This is a genomic window from Halorubrum sp. SD626R, from assembly GCF_001261915.1.
Taxonomy (GTDB): domain Archaea; phylum Halobacteriota; class Halobacteria; order Halobacteriales; family Haloferacaceae; genus Halorubrum.
Genome location: NZ_CVRT01000030.1, coordinates 48,543 through 71,060, shown reverse-complemented (window position 1 = coordinate 71,060; position 22,518 = coordinate 48,543). Strand labels below are relative to the sequence as shown.

Genomic DNA, 22,518 nt, shown 5'->3' with positions numbered 1-22,518 from the left:
GCGGAGTTCTACTATCAGGGGTCATCGTTGACCAACATCTGATGCCGCTCAGTCACACGACTGGGACTACCCTCACCGGTAAGTTTGGACAAGTCCCTCCAAGGTCGCAGCACCTTCCGAAGCTAACTGCTCAAGAATTCATCCGTCAAACTGTGTCATTCATGACGTACTCATTCAAGTTTCGCCTCCGGTCGACTCACCGGGGATGTCTTCGGAACTGCTGGCAGTGACTTCGTTGGTTTCGTCATCGATGTAGCGCCATTCTTGCGTATCGAGTCGGCCATCGAGATACGCCTCTCCATCGTCGGTGATGACGTAAATACCGTTCCCGAGATGTTGAACGAGCCCATTTTCTTTCAATTTCTTACATCGACGGCCGATGTACTGACTCGAATACCGGATCGGTCCCTCTTCCTTCATTTCCGTAGGAGATCCAGAAGCGTTCTCGCGTAGATATTCAAGCACTCTGTCGTCGACGAGTGCCATCCAGTCGCCAGAATATCTCATAGCATGTTTACTAGTTCGCAAAAACCTATTACACACGATTAGAATCTAGGATTGTTTGATGAGCTACAAGGTTCATACACAACTTATAAGTTGTACCACCCATTTTGAGTAAACACGGAGCCCGAGTGACGAACCCTCGGCTAGTGAAAGAATGTCGGAATCCCGGCCGCGGTGTACCAGCACCCGGCCAGGTCGGGTTCTGTGCTGTGACACAGAACCATGCTGACGATAGCAACTGCGGGGCTTAAGCCCTGCGTGACCGGAGACGTATCACTCCAGAAATTGACAAGCGGTTGTATAACCCAGAGCCCGGCACCTGAACGGGTCAATTCAGGTCGTATCGAAGCGACTGACACCAAGAAAAATACTGGAGAGTTCGCATGAGCGCGACGACTGACGGCGACGTCGTCGCCAACCTCACCGCCTTCCAGCGAGACCTCCTTCGCGCACTCGCGAAAACTGACGAACAGAGCGGGCTCTCGCTGAAAGCGGACCTCTGCACCTACTACGATGAAACGATCAACCACAGTCGGCTATACCAGAACCTAGACGAGCTCGTCGCGCACGGACTCATCAGTAAACGCCTGCGCGACGGCCGCACCAACAGCTACAGCCTGACTGACGCGGCGCAGACAGCGCTCGAAAAACGTGACGAGTGGATCCGGGGTGAGACCGCGTGAGCTCCACCCATCCACAGATCCGGTTTGACGCCCGGGAACGCCTCACTGGCGACTACGACGAAATCAGCGTCAAGCAGGCAGTGGAGGGCCGCGCACAATGACGAAGCTCTGGCGCTGCCGCCAGTGTGACCGGCTCGTCAATCGCTTCGTCAACGGGTGGGTCTGTCCACGCTGCGGGTGGTACTGTGGCCGATCTCTCACACACGTGAACCGAGGGCCATGAGTCGGGAGCTACACTCCGACACCGGCTCGACGCCGACGGTCCACCCGACAAGCGAGCTCACCACAAGCCTCGATCAGCTGTCGCTTGCGTCCACCTCGGGCGCGTGTCAACACTGCAGGCGCTCGTTCACTGAGGGCGACGAGATCGTCGCGTACGTCTCCAAGCCAGCAGACCAGCGCACCCACGAGATCGGCCACTGTGTGTGCGCACACGCCGACCACCGGCAACAGGAGGTGTTCACGCTCGGCGTCCACGAACTGCTCGTCGCCGGGCGTATCGGGCTCGTCTCGGACGCCGCGACACAGTCGACGTGGCCGATCCTTGTCGAGCCGGTCCCGTTAGGTGTCAGCTCGCCAGCGACCACGACGATCCGCTGGCTGCCGCCCGAGACACCACTCGTGGAACAGGTCACGCCCACAGTAACCCAACGGCAGCAGCGGCGCGAGGCCAGGACACAGGTAACGGTCGGTGATCCACCGAGAACCGAGGGGGATGACTAATGGACTCACCACCCCGCACCAAGACCTCTCGACATACGAGAGCTGATCGCCACCCAACCCGTCTGTCCACTCGACAACCAGCGGCAGATCCGGACGCCGTCCAGGCGACGATCGCGCACCTTCGTCAGGCACTCACCGCGAGCAGCACCAATGACGCGGCCGGTGTGAGAGCTGCTTTGTTCCGGGCCACGAGAGCGGTCGATGAGGCTCACGATCCCGACATCGCCGCCGCGATCCGGCTAGCCCGCGATGCCGATCCAGTGTCGCGGACGGTCCGCCACTACATCCGGCAGCTACTGCGGCGGCTTGTCGCGGTGGTCAACTGCTGGGAGCCACCCGAGTGATGCCGGCCAGCAATCACCCCCACAACGGGCACTCCCAGCCCGCCACACAGGGCCGCGAGCGTGGTGTCCATCTCGTGAGACCAACCACACAACACGATGCCGCTGGCATCCGCTGTTCAGCCGTCTCGCCGCGACTCACCGAGTGGGTGCCAGTACTCCTCGGCGAGCTTCGTGAGGCAAGCAGCGAGACAATCCGGACACAGACGAGCCACACCGACCCGTGGCGTGCGAGCTCGTCGATACTCGGTGCGACACTCCCGGAGTGGCACTCCCTAGAGGACACGTGGGACGATGCGACTGCGGAGGCGGTCGCGTACACGCAGGCGATCACCGAGCTTGCGCTTTCCGACACCTCCACTGAGTCGACGTATCACGAACGCCGCCACGAGTCGTTAATCGAGACGGTCGAGTCAGTTGGCACGGGTCGCGGCGCCGTCAACGCGGGCCTTGGGGCGCTCGCCAAGGGACCGGTCGCCCTGCATCGCGAACTCGATCCCAGCCCGCGGGCGCTCACGTTGGTCCTCGATGGCCCGGCATGGACTAACCTTAGCGATCGGCGGACCGGCGTCCGCGCACTCGCGGCGATCGCCGTGCTTGCGGACGGGTTCGACGTCCGGGTCGTCGCCTCACCGACGCTCCAGCGGGAGCTCGCTCGTCGGTACCCGCAGTGGAGTGCGATCCATCTCGGTCTTACTCACAGCCGGGATGGGTCCCACCACCAGGGACACCGCAGTGCCGCTGACCCACTCGGTCCCACCGACACCACACAGAGGGTGTGGGACGCCCTAGATGGACTCGCGTCTGCACCCGGGAAACGACGGTTACTCGCCGCGTTACCAGCTGAGAGCGGCCGCACGTATGCCGACCTCGCAGATGATCCCGACCTCGACATCGAGCGTGGGACGATTGGTCGGTACGTGCTCGACTTGGAGTCGCGGGGCTTGGTCGCGATCGACCGGCGCCGGGAACACAACACAGTCGAACTCACCGATCTCGGAGAAACGGCCGTCACCGAGTGTCTCACGGCGGAATGTGAGCTTCAACACCCGGACCAGACCCAGTTGGAACACAGTCTTACCACGACCACTCACGAGTCAGCAAGTACAGTGTCGCCCCCGCGGGAGGCCTCGGGGGCCGACTACACCACGGTTGAATCGTGGCTTGCAGCGACCGGCGACGCCGATGAGGGGTATGTCCAGACGATCGACACCCACGACGCAGCGTCGATCCACCAGCGATTCACCATCCCAGCGAAGCGTGGGGCGGTCACGCTCGTCGATGACCCGGTTGCACCGTTTGACGACGGCCGAGTGAGCTACCTCAGCCACCACGACGAGGAGTGTCTCGCGATCGCCCAGTGGGGCGGGCCCCTTGCCACCCTGGGACGTCTCGCGGGCGTCTTACTCAGCGAGACGGCGCTGTCGGAGATCCTCACACCGTCGCGACTTGGCGAGACGTTCGCGAACATCCACGGCGGAACCGGTGCGTTCACCGACGCACCTGGCCGGACGCTCCGTCGTGGCCAGCAGGTCGGCTGGTTCAGCGAAGACGAGGAGGTGTATGAGGCGTGGCGTAACCGGGTCGAAACCGTCCGTGACAGCCATCTTGCTCGTCTTAGTGCACTCACCGACAGCACCGACAGCGCGGCCCGTGGAGAGCTATTTGAAGACCTCCACGGACTCATCGCCTCGGCCACCCAGCTGTATCACGCTGCTGGTGTCGATCTCACGGTGACACTCCGGCTACCAGACACCGAGACACTCGCGACCAACGAGAGGAAACGAACCGACCTCTGTGAGTTCATCCGGCATACGGTGCCGAAACAGTCGGTATACGGCGTCCACGCAGGCTATCGGATGCTGTTTGAGACGCGTCCGGCGAAGCTGAAGCGACGGCTGCCGTACGACATCGAGAGAGGCGCCTCGATGGAGTTGACCGCGTCGTGGGTGCTTACCGGCCCGACAATCACCGCACTCCAGACAGAACTCACCACGGCACTCGATGCCGAGCTTGGCGTCCTCAGAGACGCGATCGCCAGTGGCGACGAGATCGCCCCGACACTATCGATCTCTGTTCGTGACGGGACGACCTATCGAGCGATCCGCGAGACTGTCGACACGGTTGCAGATGAGTACGACGCAGAGTGGTCACCGCGTGTTCGCCGTGAACTCACGCGGTTCTGTCTCCGATCGTTTGGGCGTGACGTTCCCCACCGGACGAGCCCATACGACACCGTGAGTTGTCTAATTCGAGCAGTTATGGAACAGCCTCAGCAAGAGTGGCTCACAGCGGCCAGTACTGCGGCTGCAACGCTACCATGTGACCGGTTCCGGCCAGACCTCACCCCAACGGCAACCAAGCTTTACGCGACGCTCATACAGACCTCTGAGCCGTGTGGTCGACAAGAGCTCATCGAGCTCGCCGATATCTCGGCGAGTAGCTACGATCGCCGTATTGGCACCGTGAGTGAGCTGCCCCGAGTTCGGTCGACAACAGTGGACGGATATCAGAAATGGACCGTCCATACGCGGGCAGTCAGTTGCGACCGTCGATCGACACCATGCCCCCGTCGACGAATCCAAGATATCCCCTGCCCGGGAGGAGGTCGTCACAATGTCGCGTCGACGGCGACACTCGAACGCCCACCACAGCGGCTCCAGATGACCAAAGAGCGAGCTGGCAGATTGCAGGCCAACCCACTGTCAGTCGCGATGACACAGGACCACTGGAGGAAACCACGGCACAGACCCACCGCGAGACAGCACACAGCTCAACAGCCCGGATTCATCGAGAACCGCCTGGAGCACCGTGTGAGTGCCCTGTGTGGCAGAGTGAGTACTGATCAAAGCGGACGAACTCAGCCAACGCTCCGAACCGACCCCGCGGCGACCGACGCCGTGCGCACTGTTCACCTAACCGAGGCTGACGTTGCGACACTACAAGACACACAATGATCGGAATTCCCACCGACGACCCGGTATGGAAAGACGCAGAGTGCGACGAAGAGAACGTTATCGATGGGATACCGCAGCTTACTGCGGTAGAGTTCACCTGTGGAGAGGCATACAAGGCCTATCTGATTGCGCTGCTTGAAGAGTACGATTGGGACGTTGAGTCTGAGGTAATGGATGACGACGAACACGGCCGTATCGACATCATCGCCGAGCATCCAGCTGTTGGCTGTGTCGGAATCGAAGTCAAACGGACGCGTAATTATATCCGTCATCACATCGCCAAGGGGACCGGACAAATCCTGAACTATCGGTCATATACGTTCAGTGATTACGATATTGATTATTGGGCCTTAGCTCCCGGATTTGACCGGGGCAGTGGCCCCCGGAAATTCAAGCAGGTACGGAACATGATTCGGCGAATACTCGCTGAACTCAAGCTTGGAATGGTCTCACGACGGCGTGAGGCAATTACCTTCGGCAAAAAATTGAATCTAGGAATTCCACTTCGTGAGCCAGAAAGCCTTGATGAGGCAGATATTCAGCGAATTGACGAAAAGATCGCAGATCGAAAATGGGACGTAACTGAGTATGACCCAAGAGAGTAGGCACCTTCCTTAGGGTACACATAGCAAAAGTTTGAGAAGACACTCTCGTGGTTCATTTCGAGGATGAATCCGACGACTCCCAATACGCCTCGCTTTATATTCTGAACAAGTGTTTAGCTAAGCAGTCAGAAAATTATATTAATACATAGATGGGACAAACCATCTTTATGCGTATCTTTCTCAAATCTTCTCTGCCCAGTTGTTCAGAGTTGGTCGATCGACTTATCGATGATGTCAGGAAATTGGCTACCGGTCGGTCAAAATTCCAACGGCAAAGCTGTGATTCACGATTGCTGTGACCAGGAAATGAGGGCCGAATCGACGGGCCCGAGATGGTGTTGAATCACCACTCGTTGACAACCCCTGTATCTCTCATCGCGTACCGGATATTTGTCCGCCCCCATCGCATCATAAAAGTCGGGATTAGTATAATATAAAGGCCGACTGTCGCTACCTAAGACCCTGCCGCTCACGAAAACGTTGTACAAGTGGATAAGTCACTGATAACAAACTTAGCAGTAATATTGTCACTGTGAGTGGCGTTTCAATGAAGATACCTAGCTCCCCACCGGAGAGTTGTAGCGACCGGCGAAGATTTACTTCGGCTATTGGACCGAGTATTAGCCCGAGTACCATCGGGGCTAATGGGTAATCCTCAACACGCATGACATAACCGAGCACCCCAGCACCGATCGTAGTCCAAATATCAAGTGGATTTCCTCTAAGCGCGTATGCGCCAACGAGCGAGAGGACAAAGATAACTGGCCACAAGTACTTCGGTGGAAAAGAAATAATCCGTGCCCAAAAGCGCGCACCAAGTAGGCCTACAATTAGAATAACAATGTACACTAGAAAGAATCCGACGAAGATCGAGTAGACGAGCTCGGGTTCGTCTTGGAATAGGGCGGGCCCGGGACGGATACCATGGACCATGAGTGCCCCTATGAGAATTGCCGTTACTGAGTCGCCAGGGATCCCGAGGGTAAGAGTTGGAATTAGTGCTCCGCCAGTCGAAGAATTATTTCCTGATTCGGCGGCCGCCACACCACGGATGTCACCGTGGCCGAACATGCCATCATCGAGCCACCGCTTTGCCTCATTGTAAGTAACAAAAGAAGCAATGTCTCCTCCTGCTCCAGGTATTGCTCCAATGATGCTCCCCGCAATGCTTGAGACAGCCGAAAGTGGGAGGATCTGACTAAGGGTTTCTCTGTCTGGAAATAGGTCAGTGATATCTTGGTCAGTCCCAGTTTCGTCTAATCCGACTTGATACCGGTATAAGCCTTCAGCGATACCAAACAGTCCAATCATTACTGCAATAAACTGAATGCCAGATGTGAGTGGCTGGTACCCAAATGTGAATCGAGCTGAAGACATCACAGGGTCAAGCCCAACCGTCGCTAAAAACATCCCGAGTAAACCAGAGATGAGGCCCTTAATTAGTGAGTCTCCACTCACACTGGCGATGATTGATAATCCGAAAACTGCGAGTGCAAAGTATTCAGGAGAGCCGAATTCAAGTGCAAAGGAGGCAATTTGCGGCGATACAAACGCTAACAACACGACGCTCACGGCACCGCCAATAAAAGAAGCAATCGTTGCGACAGAGATGGCTTGGCCGGCCTTACCCTGCTCCGCGAGCGGGAATCCATCAAAAACAGTGGCAGCAGCACTCGGTGTCCCCGGAGTACGAATGAGGATTGCCGGGATGGAACCCGCGTACAGCGCTCCACCATAGATGCCCAGCAAAAGCATCATACCAGGAACAGGATCCATACTAAATGTAAACGATACTAAAACCGCGACGGTCATCGTCGCGGTCATTCCGGGAAGTGAACCCATTATAATACCAATGAGGACTCCTGTAACAAGTAGGAGAAATGTTATTGGCTCAGTGACAGCTCCAATCGCTCCAGAGAGATTTGCAGCGAGATTCATCAGAGAATACCTACTGTCAAAGAGATGGTACGACCGAGTCCAAACGGTCCATCGGGGAGGGGCACATGAAGAAAGCCCACGAAAACGTTCTGGAGAATTACACTAATCCCGATTGCAAGCGGTACAATCACTCGGAAAGTATGTGCTCCCGAGTAGTACATGACTGCGATGAGAAAGACTATCGTTGTGAGTAGAAAGCCAGCTAGTGGAAGTAAAAGTGCATAACCAACGAGAAGTGTTACCGGGGCACCGAACCGGGAGAGATTACTTCTTGTCACGGTTTTTATATCCTGATCTCGCGACACAAAGGCATCAACAAGCTGTATAAACGCCAGTACAGCTACGCCTCCAGCGATGAACCGTGGAAACAGCGCCGGTCCAGGTGTCCCGCCAACTCCACTGGGGAAACTATTGCTGACAATGAACACCCCTACAGCGAACGCTACTAGCAGAACAGAACCGACCTCGTCAGTCCGAGAGAATTCCAACGACATCAATGCTTTCAGCTACTCTCCAAGGTCCAGATTTGATATAAGTTCCTCAAATTCGCCATTCTGCTGGTCCATGAATTGATTGAACTCCTCGGGGTCACGGTATACAAGCCCAAACCCGTTATTATTCATAAATTCTTGGAACTCATCCGAGTCATAGACCGTCTTATACACGTTATGGAGTGCTGAAACAGTCTCGTCCGGCGTCCCAGCAGGGACACCAAGTCCTCGCCAGGCACCGACAATTATGTCATAATCTGCATCTTGGAACGTCGGTGTGTCAGGGAAGATATCGACTGGTTCCTCGCCCATAACACCGAGTATCTTGAGAGGCCCATCTTGAACCTGTGTGGCGACCTCGGCAGCACTCGCTGTCGTAGCCTCGACCTCACCATTTACGACTGCTGTGGTAGCAGGGGCGCCTCCGTCATACCCGACATGATTAACTTGATCTTGAATCCCTGAAGCTTGTGCGAACCGTGCCGCTGCAAGGTGCCAAATGGCGCCGATGCCGGAGTTAGAAATCTGAATCTGCTCATCAGTATTCTGAGCGTGTTCGGCGAATCCCTCAATCGTATCGTATGGAGCGTCCTCGTGAACAGTCAAGGCAGCTGGGTCAAAATTGTACTGCATAACGGCCTTGAAATCGTCGGGTGTGATGTCTGAGATATCAAGATGTGAAATAGTACACACCTCAACAGTTAGCACCCCGACTGTTGATCCGTCCGGGTCTGAGTTGGCAACCCGCCGGAAGCCTGCACTTCCGCTGCCACCAGTCACGTTGCTCACAAAGAAGGAAGAATCAGATTGATCTCCAGCTAACGACGCCAACTGCCGGGCGGTTCGGTCCGTGCCGCCGCCCGACGCCCATGGACAGATCATCTCAATCTCACTGGAGAGCGTATTGCTTCCAGAGTCTGTTGAGCCTCCTCCGTCTGAGCCATCGGACGATCCATCACTATCGCCATTATCACTACCGTCGCCACCGTCACTACCGCCTTGACATCCTGCTAGCGCGACAACCGATGCGGTACCACCAACTCCTTTGAGAAACGTTCGCCGCTTTGCAAAGTCATCTGACATGGCGGTCGGGCATTTCATAGTAAATAATTATAAATCCTTTGTTCATTCCAATATCGTACGATTGTGGATTTAACGACTCTAACAGTTTCAACGCGTATTGTTTATCGAAAGTGCGCTGTACCTCTTAACAGAAGCTGCATGAGTTAGAAACTGTGTCCACCAACTCTGACGGGTTATAGATTCGGTTGGTAAATTCTTGAATACCGCGGCGACAGGAACAGCAGGACCGTTCGATATTGAGGGTTATCAATGGCTTCGGCGTTGATTCTCACTCCACAGATACTGTGTTAATTTTGTATAAATAGACGCCGAAGCGGTCGTTTTACCCTCAGAAGGGTTTAAAAATATACATTCTACCATTTAGTGATTACGTACTCACCGCAGCATATAGAATTTGAGATTTAAATTATGTGTAGTAGGTCAAACACGTGTCAGTCAGCAGGTTCGGTTACTGTCGGAGTTCCGGTGATGTAGCCATCAAGATCGATACGTCGGAAGGCGACGTAAGTAACAACACCTACCGGCAGTCCAACGATCCATGAGAGGTTCAGAACAGGCATACTTGCTCCAGCCCCGATGAGGAGAGCAAGAATTGCGGACGGTGAAACGCCACTGACGTACCAGAACCGAGAGTCCTCAGATTTGTCGTATAGAGCATCAACATCGCTGAACCGATCCTGCACGATCCAGTAATCGGCTATGAGGATACCGAGCGCGGGGCCGAGGAATGCCGAGTAGAAGTTAATGAAGGTAAAGAACCACTGACTACTGAACAACACCCAGGGGAAGGTAACAACCGAAAGGACGCCCGTAATGAGGACGCCTTGTTTCCAAGAAACACCGAGTGTGTCTTGGAAGACGTGGGTAGGTGGGAGGATGTTGAGAGTCAGGTTGGTGGAGATTTGTGCGCCGATAATAAACACGAGCATCATAGTTCCGAGTATAGGTGTCGGAGCAACTGCCATAATGGCCGCAATCGGATTAGGATTCCCGGTTGAGACGCCGAAGGTGATACCGACCAAGAGCATGAAGAGTAGAGGCGGGAGGATCCCGATACTGGCACCGAAGATGTGGTTACCCGCACCATCGGACTGTTCAAGATGTCGGCTGAGATCGGAGGCATTGAGAGCCCCGGTAATGATCACGCCGACTGACGCAGCAATGACGGTGACGAATTGCATCCCCCACGAACCGCCATACGTGAGGACATCTTGTGGAATCCCCTCCGTGGTGAGGACGATATAGACGGTGTACGCGAGGAGGATAATGATGACCCCGGCAGCAATAGAGTCGAACCATTCGATCGAGGTCACGCCTCCCCAAGCGAGAGCCAGGTTGAGGAAGAGGAATAGGAAGAAGTAGACCCAAATATTCCCGAATCCGAATAATGTGTCTGTGATGGTTAATATCGCTTGAGCACCGATCCAGTTGCCAACACCAAACCAAGCGATGGCGGGGATAATACGTACTAAATTAGGTATTATAGCGCCTCTTGCGCCGAATGCTGACCGAGTCTGCACGGCGTACGGGATACCCTCCTCGTATCCCGGGAAGCCATTTAGAATGAAGAATCCAGTTACAAGCGCCGCACCGATGAGACACGCGAGCGCCGCTTGTGCCAAATTAAGTTGTCCCTGCGGATAAACGGCGAAGAACGCTACTGCGAACGCCTGAACAACAATGAGGGACGACCACCATACAGGGATATACGTTTTTAGTCCCATCTCACGGTCGCTCGCTGGAATTGGACCTAGGCCTTCTGATCCGCTATCATTACTCATGATGACAGTCCGCGAATTGATAAGAAGTATACTAAAAGTTAATTAAGCAGCAAGACTGCCCGCTATGCAATCGCATACCATATCAACTATAGAATGTCGTCCCGTAGATGACTATCATCGGCGTCGACATCGGAGGGACGTTTACTGACGTCTTTCTGATCGACAACGAAACCGAGACGCAAGCTATCCACAAGGTTAGTACAACTGACGACCCGTCGGTCGGCGCACTCACGGGTATCCGAGAGATTTGTGAGATGGCGGATACACCACCGGAAAACGTCGACTACGTCCTTCATGGGACGACTATCGCGACTAACGCCGTCCTAGAACACGAAGGCGTCGAAACGGGAATGATCACAACAGAGAATTACCGCGATATCTCCCACATCGGCCGACATCAGCGTCCTCAGAATTATTCCATCCAGCAAGATATTCCGTGGCAATCAAACCCACTCACGAAGCGTCGGCACCGCAAGACAGTATCTGAACGTCTCACACCGCCTGATGGCAATGTGAAAGTCCCTCTCGACGAAGATGCTGTTGTGGATGCTGCTCGTGAGCTGAAAGATGAGGGAGTAGAAGCCATCGCTATCTGTTTCCTCTTTTCATACCTCAACGATGTCCATGAGCAGCGAGCCAAGGAGATCGTAGAAGACGTCTATCCAGAAGCATATGTGACCGCATCAAGTGAGGTGTACTCACAATTCCGAGAGTTCGAGCGGTTCACAACGACTGCGATGAATGCGTTCATCGGGCCGAATGTCGTCGAATACATAAACCGGTTCAAAAAAGAACTCACCAGTTATGGGATCACCGCTGACCTCCATATCATGCAGTCGAATGGCGGGATTGCCACTGATGGAATGGCTGCCGAGAAACCGGTGAGCCTCTTACTTTCTGGACCCGCTGCCGGCATCCTTGGCGGACAATGGCGGAGCGAACTCAGCACACCGACAGATGAGGACCCGAACACAATTACTCTCGACATGGGCGGGACAAGCGCTGATATCGGGATTATTGACGATGGGGAGGTGACAGAGGCAAATATTCGTGAGACAGAGATCGGCGGCTATCCTGTAATGGCACCAATGATCGATATTGAGACCATCGGTGCCGGCGGAGGTTCCATCGCATATGTCGACCAAGGTGGTGCGTTCCGCGTTGGGCCGAAATCGGCTGGTGCGAACCCTGGCCCGGCGAGCTATGGGCGGGGAGGTACTGAACCGACGGTCACGGACGCACACGTGGCGCTTGGTCGCGTACGCCCTGAGTTCTTCCTCGGAGGCGAAATGGATCTTGACACCGAAGCCGCGAAAGACGCAGTCTCGAAGACGCTTGCGAACCCTCTCGGTATGGAGATGGTGGATGCTGGTCTTGGCGTATTAGACATCGTCAATAATAGTATGGCGAACGCGATCCGGTCAAAAACGATTCAGAAGGGACGAGACCCGGCGAATTTCACGCTGGTTACGTTTGGTGGTGCGGGACCGATGCATGCGGCAGATCTTATTGAGGAACTCAACATCCCACGAGCAGTCATCCCTGTCAACCCTGGCGTGCTCTCTGCAGTCGGTCTCACCACGACAGATATCCAATACGACTACGTCAACACGGAGTTCAGCCTTATGTCTGATCTCGACCAAGACGGACTCCGAGACACGTATGACGACCTTGCCAATCAAGCCCGTACACAGTTACGCTCAGATGGAATCCCACGAGATCGGATATCTCTTGAGTTGACTGCTGACTGCCGGTACGAGGGACAGGGCTACGAACTCAACCTCACCGTCGGTACAAGTGGGAAGATTGACGACATCGAGACAATCCGGCAGCGGTTCCATGAGGCACATGAAGCCGAGTTTGGTCACAACTTCCCAGGGAACCCCGTGGAAGTCGTGAACGAACGTATTACGGGGTATGGAGAGCTTCCTTCCTCAGAACAGGTCTCATTCCCAGAGGCAACGACACCGGTCGCAGATCATGTGCTTGCTGAGGAAGTCGTCTACTTCCGTGACGACGAGGAGTCCGTCGCATTGGACACGCCGTTCTTTGAGCGGAACGACCTCAGGGCCGGCCATTCGATCGAGGGTCCGGCCATTATTGGTGAGAAAGACTCGACTACGGTCGTTCCACCGAATTTCACCGCGACCGTCTTGGCGCACGGAGACCTCGAACTGACTCAAACGGAGTGATTACAATGTCCAATACAAACTCAAAACATACGGTACGCGAACAGACAAAACCGCTCGTCGCCGTTGATAATCCGGAGGATGAAATCGATCCAATTCAGCGCCGCGTCATCGGAGGGAGCCTAATCAACATTTGCGACGAGATGGGTCACAAGCTCACTCGAATGAGCTATTCAAGCATCATTCGGGAGTCCGAAGACTTTGGGTGTGCACTCCTTGACGAACAAGGCCGTCAGCTCTGCGAAACAGACAGCACGCCGCTCCAGATGGGACCGATCCCTGCCTACGTGCAAGGGGTTATCGACCTTTTCGAAGAACGCGACGAAGCGTTCAATGAAGGGGACGTGATCCTCCACAACGATCCGTACTATGGTGCCAGCCACGCACCGGACTTTGGCATCATCATACCGGTTTTCCACGAGGGAGAACTCACTGGATTCTCTGTAACGACTGCCCACCATCTTGAGATCGGCGCCGACAAGCCAGGGACATGTATTATCGAAACCGTCGATTCATATAGCGAGTCGATCCGGCTCAGTGCGCTGAAAATCGTTGAGGAGGGTGATCGTAATGACACGGCGTGGGATATGATCGCCGACAACATCCGGACACCTGACATGGTGATGGGCGACATCGAGGCACAGATCTCGGCCGCTCGAGTTGGCGCCCGCCGTTTGACAGAGTTGTTTGACGACTACGACCACCACACGGTCAAGATTGCGGGACAGGCATTAATGAACTACTCCGAGCGGATGCTGCGGAGTGAAATTTCAAAACTCCCCGACGGGACGTACTCGGCAGAAGGGTATATCGACGGATACCTCGAATCAGAAAACCCCGCGGAGAAAGACGTATTCCTAGCAGTAGATCTTGAGATTGACGGAGATGATATTGAAGTCGATCTTTCCCGGTGTGACGACCAGCTCGACAATAAACCCATCAATATGCCATTTGAGGGTGCAGTCATCCCCGCAGTTCTTCTTGTTATTCGATCGACGCTCCTAGACACGGAGAAATTTGAGATGGTACCGCAGAATGATGGCATCACGAGACCGGTTTCGGTACACGCCCCGAAAGGATCTATCGCTAATCCCCGGTTCCCAGCACCGACAATTGCACGATTTACACCTGGAAATCGTATAGCAGATTTGACACTAAAAGCGCTGACCGAGGTAGTTCCGGAAAAAACGTGCGCTGGAATCGGAAATCTGAAAGTATCCACGAATAGTGGTGTGACAGACGATGATGAGTACTGGGTCTATATGGACATCTCGTCAGGGAGCTATGGGGCACGACCGACGAAAGATGGTCTTGACGCCGTCGACACGCTCTACGCGAACACGCGGAACAACCCAATCGAGGATATTGAGAGCCATTACCCACTCCGAGTGAGTCGATACGAACTCCGCGAGAACGATGAGGGAGCAGGGGAGTTCCGCGGCGGCTACGGCCCGATCCGGGAACTTCAGTACCAGACTGACGGCCGTATGTCCATTGAAGGCGATGGAAGTAAGTACCCTCCATGGGGATTCGCTGGGGGCCAAGATGGGTCGCCAGGAGCTCTCCTTGTTGAAAGTGAGATTGACGAGACAACGCCTCGATCGAAGATGTCGAACAAACCGATCAGCGAGGGGCAGCGCGTAACGCTCATCGGCCCCTGTGGTGGAGGTTGGGGGGATCCTCTTGACCGTGATCCCGAGCGAGTTCAAGCTGATGTTCTCGATGACTTAGTGAGTCGCGAGCGCGCCAAAGAGGTCTACGGCGTCGTAATCACGGAGGACGGCGAAATCGATCAAGAATCTACGGTTGAGCTCCGCGAGGATCGTCGCTGATCACACCCTCCCCCGAGCCCTTTCGCGCCCAAATTCTGGAATTTAAAGACTTTTCAACAGGAAGATTTTCGAGGAGTCACATTGAGATATTAATATGCAGATTAGCGAAGAGCGACTCCGATCTGATATCGAAAAAAATGCATCATTTGGGGCGATTGAACACGAGGGACATGGACGAACAGCCTTAGCCGGTACGCCACCAAACGGGTCTGCACGCGACTATTTTGTAGAGCGCCTTGAGGATGCGGGACTTGATGTCAAAGTTGACGCTGTGGGGAATATCGTTGGGCGCTGGGTGCCAAAAACAGCGGATCCTAATGCAGATGCCGTTGCGGCGGGGAGCCACTTAGATTCCGTTAGAGAAGGCGGCATGTTTGATGGCCCGCTCGGTGTTTATGCCGCTCTTGAGAGTGTCCGTGCATTCCAAGACGAAGGAGTTGCGGTGGAACGGCCGGTAGAAGTTGTCTGTTTCACAGAAGAAGAGGGCCAGCGATTTGGGAGCCTACTAGGCTCGTCTGTTGCATCCGGCCAGACATCGGTTGAGGATGCGCTCGCTCACACTGATGATGAAGGAGTTACGCTGGCTGAAGGCCTCGAAACGATCGGCTATGCTGGGGACGGCCGTGTGAATGCCGAAGAGTGGGATGCATATCTTGAACTCCACATCGAACAAGGTCGACGTCTTGAATCGGCAGGCGTGCCTATCGGTATCGTCACTGGGATAACAGGGATTACTCAGGCAACGGTCAATATCCAAGGGGAGGCAAACCACGCAGGAACAACCTCAATGACCCATCGCACGGACGCGCTGGCTGCAGCAAGTGAATTTATTCTGGATATTGAACGCGCAGCGAATCATACTGTTGAGGCTGAAAGTGAATCCGCTGTTGGGACTGTTGGCCGAGAGATAGTCAGCCCCAACTCAACAAATGTAATCCCGGGAGAAGTTACGCTGGGAGTCGATATTAGAGATATCGAATCGGATAGCATTGCGAACATCGTGAGAGATGCAAAAAAGAGCTTGGAGCGGCTGGAGGACGAACGTGGCGTAAGCACATCGTATGTTACTGACCTAGATATCAATCCGGTTCCCATGAGCGATCGTTGCCAAGATGCGATGCGACAGGCTACGGAAGAAATGAAGCTTGACGCACCAAAACTTCCCTCTGGGGCAGGGCATGATCCGATGCGTATCGCGAGTGTGACGGATGTTGGTATGCTCTTTGCGCGCTCAAAGGACGGAATTTCACATAATCCGATGGAATGGACTTCATGGAGCGATTGCGCTACCGCTACGCGTGTCCTCGGTGAATCAATCGCTAACCTTGCCTCAAATTAGATTTCAAAAATTTCCACTTTCCTTCGGCTCCTGAATCAACACAAGACGATCTTCTCGGGTTTAACCAACGTAGAGTCCACCAATCTCCACTTGTGTTGGTTAAGATTTCTTGTATATTGATGAGAGAGCCCTCCATCTCGACCAAGTCACACAGGCCCCCCGGAGTTCCGCTCAGCGTGCCCCGCCGACCGCATCCGCACTCCGCTTCAGCCGAATAATGAGACTGATCAAAAAGGTCCCAATCATCACCAAGAGAACGTTGACCGCACCGCCGACGGCGGGTTCTGGAATCGACACGATGACGGCTCCCTCCGTGACACTCACCGCGCCGACACAGAGCAACACGGCGATGGTATAGGTAACGGTGGCATCAAGCACCGTCCCACGAGTTAGTCGGCGAGCGCGGATCGCCTGCCCGAACGACACGCCATAAATAGTGAACGCGCCGGCCGCAAGCGCCAAAATCACCTGTGCAAGCACTGTCGGGCCAACCCACACGACAATCGGGAACTGGATTAACGCAAGAAGCATGAACCCGGTCTCAATGCGCCGAGCGGTCGACAGCGAGATCCGGGCCCCTGCGGCGGATGTCGCCGGCTGCGCGTAGTACAGTTCCCGCAACGAGAGGGCAAGAAAGACAGCAAAAAACAGCTGTGCGAGGAGTCTGAACGCAACAACAACGGTCCCAACTCCCGGGGACGTGGTTTCGATAACCAACAGCGCCGAAAACACCCCACCGACAGCTGTCGACAGGGCAACGTACCGCCAGACAAGCGTATCATGTGGCTCGTGTCGCGCCGTCACCAACGCATACCACGTCGTTCCGAGACACGCGCCAAACACGAGGACCGCGGCGACGAACCGAGTGATACCAGTTCCAGAGGCCGCCGGAGTTGCACCGACAACCGCCGAAAACGAACCCGGTATACTCACAGCAGGACCGGTCTCGAAGAGCACTCGGCCGACGCGTTCGGCAAGTTGGTCACGCACCGTTGTCCTCCGACATCAAGTCTCGTTTAAATGCTGCTGCAGACGCGTACCGTTCCATCTTGGCCGGCTTGAGCGACTTGGTCAGGACTGTCGACAATCCGTCGGGGACACGGTTCACGACATCCCCCACCGGGCGGACCGTCCCATCGTCATGGATCGGTGGACGCCCAGTCAGTAGTTCATACCCGATCACACCGAGCCCGTAGATGTCAGTCGTAACGTCGACGGCACCGTACCGCTCTGGAGCAACGTGTTCCGGCGCTGCGTAGACACGAGGCACGTTGAGGAGCTCTGTCGTCGCTTCAAATACTGCCCGAAGTCCCCAGTCACCAACCCGGGGTAAGAGCCACGCATTAGGGTCTCCGACCGCAGTGACGAACGTGATCGCACCGGGCCAAAACCCGCCGTGGAGCACACCTGCGGTATGGGCGTAGTGGAGGGCGTCGGCAACCTGTAATAAGATCCATCCAGCCTCCATTGGTGATACCGGTGTGTCTCGTTCGATGAGCGATCCCGGCGCGCCTTGCTCAGAAATGAGCCACGGCACCGGCCGTGTTCCGTAGTCAACAACCCGAGCCATGGCATCATGATCGTCGATTCGACACCACCGATCGATTGCGTTCTGGAAGGCTGCGTCGTCAATACTGCCGACACGTGGTGCCCGTCGACGCGTTGCGGTGAACTCGCGACCGCCCTCAGTGATCCGGATACTTTCGATCGCCGACCCGCCATATCCGCCAGCAGAGGTGTCTAACTCGTAGGCGGAGAGCGGCCGATCGAGTCGCGGTGGCTTCATCGGGAAGTCATCCGGTGGATGTCCAGGTGTTGCTGGCGAGTCCCTGTCGGGGCCAGACTCACTCTCCTCGGTCTCCGTTTCGACGCCGGCGGTCCCGACCGGTGAGCTCGTTTCTTCGCCCTCATCAGCGATAACCGATCCACCAGAGTCCAGCTCATCCGGCCGATAGCCAGCCACAATCCGTTGACCGACGAGGTCGTCAATCAACTCCGCTTCAACGGCCCCATCGATGATGTCGGCAACCGCCTCTTGATTGTGTTCAGCAAGCACCGCGAGGGTTCGAAGGATAACTGGTCTGGCGTTGGGATTGCGAAGCGCCCGCTGGAACCGGCTGGTGCAGGCATCAACGAGTGAGGGCGTTTCTGTGACGACAAACCGAAGTGCCCAGGACGCAGCCCGTTGCACCTCTGGGTCATCATGTTCTAACTGCGCAACGAGCCGGGTGGTTCGCGCAGCGTCGAACGATTCCGGATCAGTGAGCGCTGTCTCAAGCAGATCGTCCGGATCCGGCGTCACATCGGTTCGGTCCATGGTAGTCGAAGCGACAGTGCGTCGTCACAGCGTCTACTCTGTTAGAAGAGGGTCCGATACATAAATCGCAGCGAATTCCATCAGTCGTCTATCCACGCGGCGAACTGCGTTTCGTTGGCCCACTTGAGATAGTTTCGCGAAACTCTGTCAGCAGTGATTGAAATCAGGTTTTGAAAGCGTCAACGACGGTCTAAACGAACGATTCTTTGAGGCGGGCCTTGGCGCATTCTTATTCATTTGGGCTCTGTTGAAACCCATAGGATCTGATAGGATCAGCCTGCGAGATATAGAGGATTCATACAGCACGTCGACAGCGTTCATTTCGCTCTCGAACTACTGAACCAGCCGTACTATCCTGAGTGCGTATTGACCGTCGGATCTTCTGCCAGTTCAGATAGATGTTCTGATAGCCGTGCTGACTCGATGGAAACACTGCTATCCCTAGAGAGCGTGAGGTAAGCATGGGACGCAAGAGACCGACCTGTATTCAGTGCCTTAGAGCACGTCGTGCTGACTGGTCCATGCGCGAAAGAAGCCGAATCATGGGCGTTACAGCTCGGATGCCGCGCCGCGCGGCATCCGAGAAAGCCCGAATAGGTGAATATCTGCCTCACGCGCTGGCGTCCCGAGTCACGAGATCGTCCCCCCGACAACAACGGTGACTGTGTCGTTATAGCGACGAGGGAGCTCAGGGCCGCCGACCGGGCGGCCCTGAGTGGCCGGTCGGGACCACTAGTAGCTTCAGCTATCGCCAGACAGCGACCGCACCGCAGCACACGTTTCGACCGCCTGCCGGCTGTGACAGCAGCAGATCCCCCGACGGCGTAATCATTTTATTATCAGCCGTGGATTATTTGGTCAGCAGCGTTTCCATAGGTGAATACAGAGCGCGTATCGGTCACACCGATTTTTCGATGTCGGTGATTTCAAATCGTGCCCCACCTTGCTGGCTCTCTGTCACATTAATTTTCCAACCGTGAGCGTCAGCAATCTCTTTGATTATTCGGAGGCCGAATCCAGTTCCATTGTCTGTGGTTGAGTAACCTGTCTCAAATATGTCCTCGCGTTCAGACTCGGGGATGCCAGAGCCGGTGTCCGCGATGAAGAATCCGCTATCCATCTCTCCAACGCGAACTGTCACGTCACTACCTCCGTGCTCAACGGCATTACGATACAAGTTCTCGAACAATTGCTGGAGGCTACTGGTATCAGCCCGGATGGTTAGACTGGCTTCAGTATTCAACTCGGCCGATTCGGTCATAACATTCTGCCAACTCTGCTCAGCCGCATCTGATACTCCTACTGAGTCCTTCTCGCCAATCTGTTCACCCTGTCGTGCCAGTGTTAGCGTGTCGTCCAATAGTGTCTGACATCGGTCAACTGCGTTGGCCGCGTCGGCAAGGTGCCTACTGTCACAGTCACTACAGGCCAATTCCAACCTCCCTTCAGCGACATTTAATGGGTTTCGAAGGTCATGACTGATAATGCTCGTAAACTCATCTAAACGTCTATTCCGACGCTTGAGTTTCTGCTCCCGACGCTTTTGCTCGTTGATATCACGAGTGGCACCGACAATCCAGTCTACCTCGCCGTCCATTTTGACCGGCGAAATATGCGTTTTCCAATAGACAATTCCATCGTCGGCTGGCGAGTCCTTGTTTGGAACCTGCTCCTCGTCGAGCGTCTCCTCGTAGCTGAGTGACACTTCGTTTTCAATACACTGACGATACTTGCCCTCAATTTCTTGTCCACGCGCCTTGCCGAAGAGTTCCTGCGGTGTCCTCCCTTTGAGATCATCGTTTGAGAGACCAGTTGCCGACTCAAAGGCTTGGTTTACTCGCTTGACGCTGAATTCATCATTCGAGTGTTCAATAATAAATAACATGTCTTGTGCATTTTCGAACAACGTCTCGGTTTGCTCAAGGGTATTAATTCGCTCTTTTTCATCTGTGATGTCCTGTACGTACCCCCGTACTATCTCTGTACCCTCCTGTTGAATACGCTGACCTTGTGTAGTGACCCATCGCTGTTCCCCATCGGCTCTAGTCACTCGCACATCCATCTTGTACGGCTCACCGGCTTCGAGACACTCCCGGAACCGTGTTTTGAGTCGATTCAAGTCTTCTGGATGGTAAAACTCAAATGCCTCGTCTAATCGAAGCTCGGATTCGGGGTCAAGGCCGTATATCCGTAGCTCGCCAGCGGTGTGCGTTGTCTTGTCCTCATTTGCGTCGTATTCCCACGCACCAATCTCGGCCAGTTGCTCCATCTCTGACATCAGATTGTGGGTCTGTTTTAGCTCCTGCTCGCGTTGTTTTCGATCAGTAACATCACGAGCAACTATAGCCACGGCTTTGTTCACGTCTTCGTCCATGGAGTTCTGAGTCGTCGAAACGCGTGAGAATCGGTGTTCAAAGACTGATTCCGAGCCGCCGGCAGCTACTGTCAGTTCGACTAGATCCGGCTTCTCATCTTCGCGGTCGTTTAGTGTCGTAGCAAGCGCCTGCTCAAACTCTGCGGTATCGGAAGTGTCGGCAGTGTACTGTTCGACAAACGGTATAATTGGCTCGCCGCTAACTTCCTCGGCTGCGAGGCTAACGTTGTCAAGAGATTGTTCATTCGCATAGACGATCGTCTGGTCCTGATCCACTACAAAAACCGCATCGTTGATGCTCCCAAGTATGTCTCTGTACTGCCTGAGTTGTTGTTCACGCTGTTTATATTTAGTGAGATCAGTAATCGCGCCTCTGACTTTTATTGTCTTGCCGTCGATCACGACGGAAGTCATCGTGATATCGACGTGTTGGCGGGTGTCATCAGCGGAGTGTAACTGCCATGTACCCTCTACTTGCTCCTGCGTCTGAATAACGGTATCAACCGCTATACGAACATCGTCCCCGTCGTCAGGTTGAAAAAAGCTCAGAAACCGCTCAAACGGTATCCGCTGGCACTCTACGTTCAAGAGTTGGCGTCCTCCGGGAGTTAGTACCAGTTCGTCGGTGGCAACGTCGAGTTCCCAACCCCCGGTGTCACCAGCAGACTCAGTGAGGCGCATCAACTCCTCCTGTCTCTCGGCGCGTTGTGCCTCACGTCGCGCCTGAACGGCATTTTTTATCCGGTTGGCCAGCAATTCGAACTGTTCGGTGCCGCTTTGTTTTTGTAAATAGTCGGTGACACCGGCAGAGATGGCGTCACTGGCGAGTTCCTCACTACCCTTACCAGTAAAAAATATAAATGGGAGATCCGCGTCTCTCTCCCGAACGGTCCGCAAGAATTCAATCCCATCTATGCCCGGCATGTTGTAATCCGAGACAATACAATCAGGCGGACAATCAGCGAGGTGTTGTAGGCCTTCGTCGGCGCTGGTGACAGTCTCAACGGTGAACCGGTCGTCATCGCGTTCGAGAAATGTCTTGGTCAAGTCAGCAAATTCTGGCTCATCGTCAACATGGAGGAGGCGGACTTGTGATTGGTCATCAAGGGGCATGACTTGACATCGTATCAGACAGTGTAAAAAGGGTTGTGGATAGGATCATGAGGGAAGATATTGTGTAGTGCTATGCTGAGTAGATCCTCCCCATCTCACATGAATTTCTGATAAGTAGCGAGGAAGCACGCGGTTTAATTGGTATATGAGTTCCCTGTACTGAGCAATTACTCTCTCGTAGCTCGGCTTCGGTTCGCTGCACGGCTGCTGAAACCTATCATCAAATGAGGGATTCAATAAGGTCGGCT

At 54.8% G+C, this 22,518-nt stretch carries 15 protein-coding genes; 7 read left to right on the top strand and 8 right to left on the bottom strand.

Features of this window, described 5'->3' with window-relative positions:
- Positions 1 to 174: 174 nt before the first annotated feature.
- Positions 175 to 507, bottom strand: coding sequence for a phage repressor protein (locus SD626R_RS02090; RefSeq protein ID WP_092562824.1), 333 nt, complete (start codon positions 505 to 507; stop codon positions 175 to 177).
- Between the two features lie 380 nt (positions 508 to 887).
- Between SD626R_RS02090 and SD626R_RS02085 the strand changes: the two genes are divergently transcribed.
- From SD626R_RS02085 to SD626R_RS16260, 4 genes are all read left to right on the top strand, one after another.
- Positions 888 to 1,187, top strand: a complete 300-nt coding sequence (locus SD626R_RS02085) for a helix-turn-helix transcriptional regulator (protein WP_092562821.1) — start codon at positions 888 to 890, stop codon at positions 1,185 to 1,187.
- A 219-nt stretch (positions 1,188 to 1,406) separates the two neighbouring features.
- Entirely contained in the window at positions 1,407 to 1,910 is a 504-nt protein-coding gene (locus SD626R_RS02080) for a DUF8112 family protein (RefSeq protein WP_092562818.1), read from the top strand.
- 490 nt (positions 1,911 to 2,400) lie between these two features.
- On the top strand, positions 2,401 to 5,208 hold the full coding sequence (locus SD626R_RS02075; protein WP_176697249.1) for a plasmid replication protein RepH: 2,808 nt from the start codon (positions 2,401 to 2,403) through the stop codon (positions 5,206 to 5,208).
- The gene (locus SD626R_RS16260; protein ID WP_137782578.1) at positions 5,205 to 5,813 is read left to right on the top strand and encodes a hypothetical protein; all 609 of its coding nucleotides are present in this window, start codon (positions 5,205 to 5,207) and stop codon (positions 5,811 to 5,813) included. Before SD626R_RS02075 ends, SD626R_RS16260 begins: the two co-directional genes overlap by 4 nt.
- A gap of 450 nt (positions 5,814 to 6,263) precedes the next feature.
- Here the strand turns inward: SD626R_RS16260 and SD626R_RS02070 are convergent, their stop codons facing one another.
- The 4 genes from SD626R_RS02070 to SD626R_RS02055 form a co-directional block, all read right to left on the bottom strand.
- Positions 6,264 to 7,751, bottom strand: coding sequence for a tripartite tricarboxylate transporter permease (locus SD626R_RS02070; RefSeq protein ID WP_092562814.1), 1,488 nt, complete (start codon positions 7,749 to 7,751; stop codon positions 6,264 to 6,266).
- A complete protein-coding gene (locus SD626R_RS17435) occupies positions 7,751 to 8,245 on the bottom strand; it encodes a tripartite tricarboxylate transporter TctB family protein (RefSeq protein ID WP_092562811.1) in 495 nt (164 codons plus the stop codon). Before SD626R_RS17435 ends, SD626R_RS02070 begins: the two co-directional genes overlap by 1 nt.
- Before the next feature lie 12 nt (positions 8,246 to 8,257).
- Positions 8,258 to 9,325 carry a tripartite tricarboxylate transporter substrate binding protein gene (locus SD626R_RS02060; protein WP_092562808.1) on the bottom strand — a complete coding sequence of 356 codons (1,068 nt, stop codon included), beginning with the start codon at positions 9,323 to 9,325 and terminating at the stop codon, positions 8,258 to 8,260.
- 431 nt (positions 9,326 to 9,756) lie between these two features.
- The gene (locus SD626R_RS02055; protein ID WP_092562805.1) at positions 9,757 to 11,106 is read right to left on the bottom strand and encodes a cytosine permease; all 1,350 of its coding nucleotides are present in this window, start codon (positions 11,104 to 11,106) and stop codon (positions 9,757 to 9,759) included.
- Positions 11,107 to 11,213: 107 nt separating this feature from the next.
- Here SD626R_RS02055 and SD626R_RS02050 point away from each other — a divergent pair, with 107 nt between their 5' ends.
- From SD626R_RS02050 to SD626R_RS02040, 3 genes are all read left to right on the top strand, one after another.
- Positions 11,214 to 13,298 carry a hydantoinase/oxoprolinase family protein gene (locus SD626R_RS02050; protein ID WP_092562802.1) on the top strand — a complete coding sequence of 695 codons (2,085 nt, stop codon included), beginning with the start codon at positions 11,214 to 11,216 and terminating at the stop codon, positions 13,296 to 13,298.
- A gap of 5 nt (positions 13,299 to 13,303) precedes the next feature.
- Positions 13,304 to 15,127, top strand: a complete 1,824-nt coding sequence (locus SD626R_RS02045; RefSeq protein ID WP_092562799.1) for a hydantoinase B/oxoprolinase family protein — start codon at positions 13,304 to 13,306, stop codon at positions 15,125 to 15,127.
- A gap of 94 nt (positions 15,128 to 15,221) precedes the next feature.
- Positions 15,222 to 16,466 (top strand): Zn-dependent hydrolase, encoded by a 1,245-nt coding sequence (locus SD626R_RS02040; RefSeq protein ID WP_092562796.1) that lies wholly within the window; start codon positions 15,222 to 15,224, stop codon positions 16,464 to 16,466.
- A gap of 171 nt (positions 16,467 to 16,637) precedes the next feature.
- On the opposite strand, the gene SD626R_RS02035 is transcribed toward SD626R_RS02040, so the two are convergent.
- From SD626R_RS02035 to SD626R_RS02025, 3 genes are all read right to left on the bottom strand, one after another.
- Positions 16,638 to 17,456, bottom strand: a complete 819-nt coding sequence (locus SD626R_RS02035) for a hypothetical protein (protein WP_241996670.1) — start codon at positions 17,454 to 17,456, stop codon at positions 16,638 to 16,640.
- Positions 17,449 to 18,783 carry a protein kinase domain-containing protein gene (locus tag SD626R_RS02030; RefSeq protein WP_092562793.1) on the bottom strand — a complete coding sequence of 445 codons (1,335 nt, stop codon included), beginning with the start codon at positions 18,781 to 18,783 and terminating at the stop codon, positions 17,449 to 17,451. Before SD626R_RS02030 ends, SD626R_RS02035 begins: the two co-directional genes overlap by 8 nt.
- 898 nt (positions 18,784 to 19,681) lie before the next feature.
- On the bottom strand, positions 19,682 to 22,270 hold the full coding sequence (locus tag SD626R_RS02025) for a hybrid sensor histidine kinase/response regulator (protein WP_092562791.1): 2,589 nt from the start codon (positions 22,268 to 22,270) through the stop codon (positions 19,682 to 19,684).
- Between the last annotated feature and the right edge of the window lie 248 nt (positions 22,271 to 22,518).

Coding starts and splice junctions, on each gene's coding strand:
- SD626R_RS02090 (WP_092562824.1), bottom strand. CDS start 507: ATGAGATATTCTGGCGACTGGATGGCACTCGTCGACGACAGAGTGCTT.
- SD626R_RS02085 (WP_092562821.1), top strand. CDS start 888: ATGAGCGCGACGACTGACGGCGACGTCGTCGCCAACCTCACCGCCTTC.
- SD626R_RS02080 (WP_092562818.1), top strand. CDS start 1,407: ATGAGTCGGGAGCTACACTCCGACACCGGCTCGACGCCGACGGTCCAC.
- SD626R_RS16260 (WP_137782578.1), top strand. CDS start 5,205: ATGATCGGAATTCCCACCGACGACCCGGTATGGAAAGACGCAGAGTGC.
- SD626R_RS02070 (WP_092562814.1), bottom strand. CDS start 7,751: ATGAATCTCGCTGCAAATCTCTCTGGAGCGATTGGAGCTGTCACTGAG.
- SD626R_RS17435 (WP_092562811.1), bottom strand. CDS start 8,245: ATGTCGTTGGAATTCTCTCGGACTGACGAGGTCGGTTCTGTTCTGCTA.
- SD626R_RS02060 (WP_092562808.1), bottom strand. CDS start 9,325: ATGTCAGATGACTTTGCAAAGCGGCGAACGTTTCTCAAAGGAGTTGGT.
- SD626R_RS02055 (WP_092562805.1), bottom strand. CDS start 11,106: ATGAGTAATGATAGCGGATCAGAAGGCCTAGGTCCAATTCCAGCGAGC.
- SD626R_RS02050 (WP_092562802.1), top strand. CDS start 11,214: ATGACTATCATCGGCGTCGACATCGGAGGGACGTTTACTGACGTCTTT.
- SD626R_RS02045 (WP_092562799.1), top strand. CDS start 13,304: ATGTCCAATACAAACTCAAAACATACGGTACGCGAACAGACAAAACCG.
- SD626R_RS02040 (WP_092562796.1), top strand. CDS start 15,222: ATGCAGATTAGCGAAGAGCGACTCCGATCTGATATCGAAAAAAATGCA.
- SD626R_RS02030 (WP_092562793.1), bottom strand. CDS start 18,783: ATGGACCGAACCGATGTGACGCCGGATCCGGACGATCTGCTTGAGACA.
- SD626R_RS02025 (WP_092562791.1), bottom strand. CDS start 22,270: ATGCCCCTTGATGACCAATCACAAGTCCGCCTCCTCCATGTTGACGAT.